The 6042-nt window shown below is 68.2% G+C and carries 8 protein-coding genes; 5 read left to right on the top strand and 3 right to left on the bottom strand.

Annotated features, from left to right (window positions below; genetic code table 11):
• Positions 1-133: 133 nt before the first annotated feature.
• The 3 genes from ABWV20_RS17870 to ABWV20_RS17880 all read right to left on the bottom strand — a co-directional run bounded on the left by ABWV20_RS17870 (position 134) and on the right by ABWV20_RS17880 (position 3302).
• Positions 134-1765, bottom strand: coding sequence for an AMP-binding protein (locus ABWV20_RS17870; protein ID WP_353357587.1), 1632 nt, complete (start codon positions 1763-1765; stop codon positions 134-136).
• 252 nt (positions 1766-2017) lie between these two features.
• Positions 2018-2656, bottom strand: coding sequence for a maleylpyruvate isomerase family mycothiol-dependent enzyme (locus tag ABWV20_RS17875; protein WP_353357589.1), 639 nt, complete (start codon positions 2654-2656; stop codon positions 2018-2020).
• Between the two features lie 13 nt (positions 2657-2669).
• A complete protein-coding gene (locus ABWV20_RS17880) occupies positions 2670-3302 on the bottom strand; it encodes a mycothiol-dependent nitroreductase Rv2466c family protein (protein ID WP_353357591.1) in 633 nt (210 codons plus the stop codon).
• 76 nt (positions 3303-3378) lie between these two features.
• Between ABWV20_RS17880 and ABWV20_RS17885 the strand changes: the two genes are divergently transcribed.
• The 5 genes from ABWV20_RS17885 to ABWV20_RS17905 form a co-directional block, all read left to right on the top strand.
• Positions 3379-3819: a MarR family winged helix-turn-helix transcriptional regulator gene (locus ABWV20_RS17885; protein WP_353357593.1), complete on the top strand. Its 441-nt coding sequence runs from the start codon at positions 3379-3381 to the stop codon at positions 3817-3819.
• Positions 3820-3841: 22 nt separating this feature from the next.
• Positions 3842-4543, top strand: a complete 702-nt coding sequence (locus tag ABWV20_RS17890; RefSeq protein ID WP_353357595.1) for a lysophospholipid acyltransferase family protein — start codon at positions 3842-3844, stop codon at positions 4541-4543.
• Between the two features lie 300 nt (positions 4544-4843).
• Positions 4844-5209, top strand: coding sequence for a GNAT family N-acetyltransferase (locus ABWV20_RS17895; RefSeq protein WP_353357597.1), 366 nt, complete (start codon positions 4844-4846; stop codon positions 5207-5209).
• A gap of 317 nt (positions 5210-5526) precedes the next feature.
• Positions 5527-5736: a hypothetical protein gene (locus tag ABWV20_RS17900; RefSeq protein ID WP_353357599.1), complete on the top strand. Its 210-nt coding sequence runs from the start codon at positions 5527-5529 to the stop codon at positions 5734-5736.
• Positions 5737-5861: 125 nt separating this feature from the next.
• The coding region (locus ABWV20_RS17905) for a helix-turn-helix domain-containing protein (protein ID WP_353357601.1) at positions 5862-6042 on the top strand (181 nt) is incomplete at its 3' end.

Consider the following 6042-nt stretch of genomic DNA (forward strand, 5'->3'; position numbering starts at 1 on the left):
TCGCGTGTCTCACCCGCCATAAGGGAGACACGCCCTAGTCGAACGCCACGGGCGGCGTTGTCTCCCAGCCTAGTGCGGCGGGTCGGCGCCCGCATGAGCTTGAGTACTCGGCCATCCGGCTGGAGGTTCTGCGTCAGGCCAGGCCGAGTCGTCGCGCCGTCGCCTCGCGCATCTCCACCTTGCGGATCTTCCCTGTGACCGTCATGGGGAACTCGTCGACGACCTCGACGTAGCGTGGGATCTTGTAGTGCGCGAGCTGGCCCGTGCAGAACTCCCTCAGCGCCTCCGGGGTGAGCGGTTCGGCGCCCTCCTTCATCCGGACCCAGGCGCAGAGCTCCTCGCCGTACTTCTCGTCGGGGACGCCGATGACCTGGGCGTCGAGGATGTCGGGGTGCGTGTAGAGGAACTCCTCGATCTCTCGGGGATAGACGTTCTCGCCACCACGGATGACCATGTCCTTGATCCGGCCGGTGATCTCGACGTAGCCGTCGTCATGCATCACCGCGAGGTCGCCCGTGTGCATCCAGCCGTCCTCGATGGCCTCGGCGGTCTTGTCGGGCTGGTCCCAGTAGCCGAGCATGACGGAGTAGCCCTTGGTCATGAACTCCCCGGTCTGCCCCCGCTTGACCGTCTCGCCGGTCCCCGGGTCGACGATCTTGATCTCGAGGTGCGGGTGGACTCGGCCCACGGTGCCGGTCTTCTGCTCGAACGTGTCGTCCGTGCGGTTCTGCGTGGACACCGGTGAGGTCTCCGTCATGCCGTAGCAGATCGTCATCTCGTCGATCCCGGACGCGATGAGCTTCTTCATCAGCTCGGCAGGGCAGGGCGAGCCGGCCATGATGCCGGTCCGGACGGAGCTGATGTCGTAGTCGGCGAAGGTCGGCAGGTTCCACTCGGCGATGAACATCGTCGGCACGCCGTAGAGGCTCGTGCACGTCTCGTCCTGGACCGCCTGGAGGGTGGCGGCGGGGTCGAAGCCGGGCGCCGGGATGACCATGCAGGCGCCGTGGGTGGTGCAGGCGAGGTTGCCCATGACCATGCCGAAGCAGTGGTAGAAGGGCACGGGGATGCAGACCCGGTCCGCTTCGGTGTACCGACACAGCTCGCCGACGAAGAAGCCGTTGTTGAGGATGTTGCGGTGGCTCAGCGTCGCGCCCTTGGGGAAGCCCGTCGTCCCCGACGTGTACTGGATGTTGATCGGGTCGGTCGCCTTCAACGCAGCCTGTATGCCGCTGAGCTCGCTCTCGCTCACCCGGTCGGCTTGCGCGAGGGTCGAGTCCCAGTCCTCGGTGCCGAGGAGGATGACCCGCTCGAGGCCCGGGATGTCATGCCGCACCTCCTCGATCATCTCGCGGTAGTTGCTCGACTTGAACGACTCGGCCGCGATGAGCGTGGAGATCCCGGCCTGGCCCAGGACGTAGTGCAGCTCGTGCGCCCGGTAGGCGGGGTTGATGTTGACGAGAATCGCGCCCATCTTCGCGGTCGCGAACTGGACGAGGGTCCACTCCGAGCAGTTGGGCGCCCAGATGCCGACCCGGTCACCCGTCTGGACCCCGATGGCCAGGAGAGCGCGAGCGAGCCGGTCGACGTCAGCGCGCAGAGCGGCATACGTCCAGCGTCTGCCCTGCGTGACGTCGACGAGCGCCTCGCGGTCGGGGAAGCGGACCACCGTGGCATCGAAGTTGTCGCCGATGGTCTGCTCGAGCAGAGGTGTGTGGGTCTCCCCGCGGGTGTGCGAGAGCGTCGGGTCGAGGACGTCGGTCATGATGCCTCCGGATCGTGCAACGGCGGACGGGTCCAGGCCGACTCCACCACAGGGGTCGCCGTTGCACAACGCCGGAAGGAGCTGCTGACACGTTTTCGACGAAGATCACAGAAACCGCGTCACGATCGCCGGCCCCGCCCGTCTTCAGAACAGAGCGCCCGTCCCAGTACCCCCCGAGCTGGGACGGGCGCCTACCGGTCGGCCTCCCCCTCCGCACACGTGTCGTGGAGGGCCGTGCGTGGAGGGGGCGGCTCACCGCACCGGCACGGGTCCCGTCAGCTGGTCCGCGAGCGCCGTCCGCCCGGTGAGCAGGAGCAGCAGCGCCCCGACCGGCCCGGCGACCTCGAGACCGCGGCCCACCGACCAGTCCATGTCGGTCGCAGTCAGCCGGCACCCCTCGAGGGGCAGGGTGCGGAAGACCCGCGCCAGCCAGGTGCCCCGGGTCTCCCAGACCCGGGTGGCGGCCTCGGCCGACGCCGCGGTCGGCATCGTGAGCTCGAGCCCGAGGGGGACGGCGTTGTCCTGGCCGTGAACGAGGATGTCGGTCAGGGTCTCCCGCTCGGTGACGAAAGAGTTGTGCCGTCTCGACCCGGTGGAGGCACGGATCCGCGCGATGATCTCGGCGGTGGGCAGCCGTGCCTGGAGCTTGGCGGACTGGTGGATGGCGCGGTTCAGGGAGCCGCTGCGCAGCAGGCTGGGGTGGTGGACGACGAAGCGGAGCGCGTCGGTGAGGTGCTGCTGCTGGAGCGTGAGGTGGGCCGCTACGTCGCGGACCGTCCAGCCCTGGCAGAGGGACTCCTGCTCCCACTGTGTCGGGGTGAGCGTGTCGAGAAGGTCCGCGGTGCGGCGACGCTGGTCGTCGATCGCCGCCCACAGATCGTCGGTGTCCATGTCCGATTCTCCTTCAGCTGAAGACCGGTGCGGTCGTGCGGGTTCGCTTGAGCTCATAGAAGTCGGGCACGCCGGCGAGCAGCTGCGCCCCGTCGAAGACGCGCTCTGCCATCTCCCCTCGGGGGATCGAGTTGAGGATCGGCCCGTAGCAGGCGTGGCCGTCGATCCGGGTGACGGGGGTGCCGCACTCGTCGCCCACGAGGGCGACGGCGGTTTCGTGGCTGTCACGCAGCAGGGGGCTGAAGCCGTCGGAGTCGAAGGCTTTCGCGAGTGCGGTCGGTAGGCCGGCGTCGGCCAGGGCCCCGACGATCGCCGAGCGACACTCGTCCGCGCTCGCGTAGCGCCACTCGTCGAAGATCCGTGTGCCGAATCCGGCGTACAGATCCCTCAGGACGGCCTGGCCGTGGGCTGCAGCGGCGGCGCTCGCGACCTTGGCGACACCGGAGACCTCAGCGAGGTACGTGATGTAGGAGGGATCCTCGGTGCGACGCTCGTTGAGGAGGTAGAGGCTCATCACATGCCACCGGATGTCGAGCGGTCGGCTGCGCTCGACCTCGAGCAGCCACCGAGATGCCGTCCACGAGTACGGGCACACGGGGTCGAACCAGAAGTCGACCTGATGGATCCGCACCCGGTGCGAGGCCATGTCCACCCCCAATGCGTAAACTAGTCCTATCAACGAACCAATATAGTGCGATCATAGGACTAGTTCAAGGACCTTCATGTCACGCGACCTGCCGACCAGCCTGCTCATGTTCATCGCTCACCGAGCCGCCGAGAACCGCATCTACCACGCGGTCGCGGCCAAGGGCTACGGCGACGTGACCATCGCCCAGAGCCGGCTGCTCATGGGTATCGACGACGGGGGCACCCGCCTGACGGTTCTGGCGGAGAGAGCGCAGGTCGCCAAGCAGACCGCCACCGCTCTCGTCGACAAGCTCGAGCGGGCCGGCTACGTCGAGCGGGTCCCCGACCCCACCGACGGCCGAGCGCGGCTCGTCCGCCTGACCGCCCGTGGCCAGGCCGCCATCCCGCTCGCCCGGGCAGAGGAGGCGCGCATCGAGCGTGAATGGGAGCAGCACCTCGGTCCACGGCGGATGGGCCAGCTGCGCGAGGCGCTGGCGAAGCTGCGCGAGGTGACCGATCCCTACCTGGAGGACTGACTCCGGTCCGTACGCTGTGCCCGTGTGGTACTGGCTGTTCAAGCACGTCGTCATCGGGCCCATCGCCCGCTGGTACGTCCGGCCGCGCTGGTCGGGCCGCGAGCACCTGCCGCGCACCGGTCCGTTCATCCTCGCGGGCAACCACACGACGATGATCGACCCGGTCGTCATCGCGCTCGGCGTGCCGCGGCCCGTCATCTTCATCGCAAAGGCGAAGTACTACACCGGGACCAGCCTGCGCCGGCGGGCGCTCGCCTGGTTCCTTCGAGCCGTCGGCCAGGTGCCGATCGACCCGGCCAGCGCCCAGACGGCGAACCCCGGGCTGGAGACGGCGGGGCGCGTCCTGCGTGACGGCGGCGTCGTGGCCCTCTTCCCGGAAGGGACGCGCTCGCCCGACGGGAGGCTCTACCGGGGGCGCACCGGAGTGATGCGCCTTGCCCTCCCCCACGGAGTCCCCGTGATCCCCGTTGTGGTCCGGGGCACCCGGGAGGTGCGGCTGCCGGGCACGGGCAGGCCGCGCCGGGGCCGCGTCCAGGTGACCTACGACGCGCCGATCGACCTGTCTCCATGGGCGGGCCACCCCGACGACCCTGCAGCCTGGCGGGAGGCGACGGATGCCCTGATGTCTCGGATCGCCCGATCCTCCGGACAGGAGTACGCCGACCGCTACGTCACCGACGAGGAGCGGCAGGAGCGGGACCGCCGCACCGGCACGGAGCCCTGATCGGCCGGCCCACCCACGTTGCTCCACGAGCGGCGGGTGCCGGGCCCCACGAGCCCGGAGGAAGGGCATGAACAGATCACCCGCGGAATCCAGCAACAACGTGGCAGGCGCGCCGCCCCTCACCGACCCACTGTCACGCTGCGGGGTGGGCTGGCGATCGTGCTGCCGGCTCGAGGCCCCACCCGTCACGGCTTCGCTACTTCCGATCAATCAGATGACAGACTCGTCTCGTGAGGATCGGTCAGGCCAATGCGGACGACATCGCAGACTTGGCCCGACTGTTGTGTCTGGACACCCTTGATGAGGAACCAGCACAGCGTTCCGTTGACGCCTTCGCAGCTGAGCTCGCGCACTGGTGGGCCGCGCACCAAGGACTCGCACCTGGCATTCGTCGCTCGACTCCTCCCACCGGAGATCGTCGGCATGGCCTGGGTCGCGCTCGTCCCGCGCGTCCCGAGACCCGGAGCGACAAGTCGGCTGTCCGCAGACATCCAGAGCGTCTTCGTCATGCCGAAGCAGCGAGGCCAGGGGATCGGCTCGGCGCTCGTGGAGGCTGCTTCGAAGCATGCGACGCACCCTCGGTCCCTTCACGTGACGGTCCATTCGGGTCGCAAGGCAGAGCCGGTGTACGAGCGGTTGGGCTTTGAGTCGCCCGACAGCCCCTGAAGCGACAGTCGGACCAGTCTGGTCAAGTCCTCGAAACCAAACCTTCTGATCCGTAGGAGTGACCGGGAGCGTGCCGAGCCGCTCATAACGGGCTTGGTCCACCAACGAGGGAGCGAGTGTCATTCCGCCCAGATAGGGCAACCGTCACGGCCCTGGGATCGTCGCTTCAGGCCAGGGGACGGACGCTCCGAGCTGCTCCGGTGGGGCGGTAGGTGAGCGCGATGACGCCGTTGGCGAAGGATTGTGAGAGTCGGAGCGCGAGTTCCACTGGATTGCTGGTGCCATCGAAGCCGGAGCGCGGAGCCCACCACGACCGGGTGGACCACGAGCAGGTGGTCGTCGATCAACGTTCGGACCAGCGCTCCGCTGCCATTGACGAGGATGTCCTTGCCTTCGTCCTGGCTGGGTCGCTGGACGGCCTCGCCGACGTCGCCCTCGATCACGGCGGAGTTGTTCCGTTCCGGCGACTTCAGGGTGGTCGACGCGTGTCCATGGCCATGGAAAAGTCCCCACTGGTGGCCAGGTGAGGTCCCCACTGGTGGCCATGTAGTAGTCCCCACCCTCTGCTCGTCGTGTCGACCCGGAGCTTGAGGCCTGAGCGGTGACGGTGGCGGTGTCTAGCCAGTCACCGGTCACCGCTCAGGGAGCTCCATTGAAGAGCAAGAGGGAAGAGATGGACATCATTGCCGCCTACCAGCAGGTGGGCACTTACCGTGCGGCTGCAGAGATCTGCGGCACCACGCACAAGACCGTCAAGCGCGTCATCGAGCGTCACGAAGCCGGCCAGGAGCGTCCCGCGCGGGCGCCGCGGCCGAGCAACTACGAGGGCGTTC

The organism is Intrasporangium sp. DVR (assembly GCF_040365325.1).
In the GTDB taxonomy this organism is placed as follows: Bacteria; Actinomycetota; Actinomycetes; order Actinomycetales; family Dermatophilaceae; genus Intrasporangium.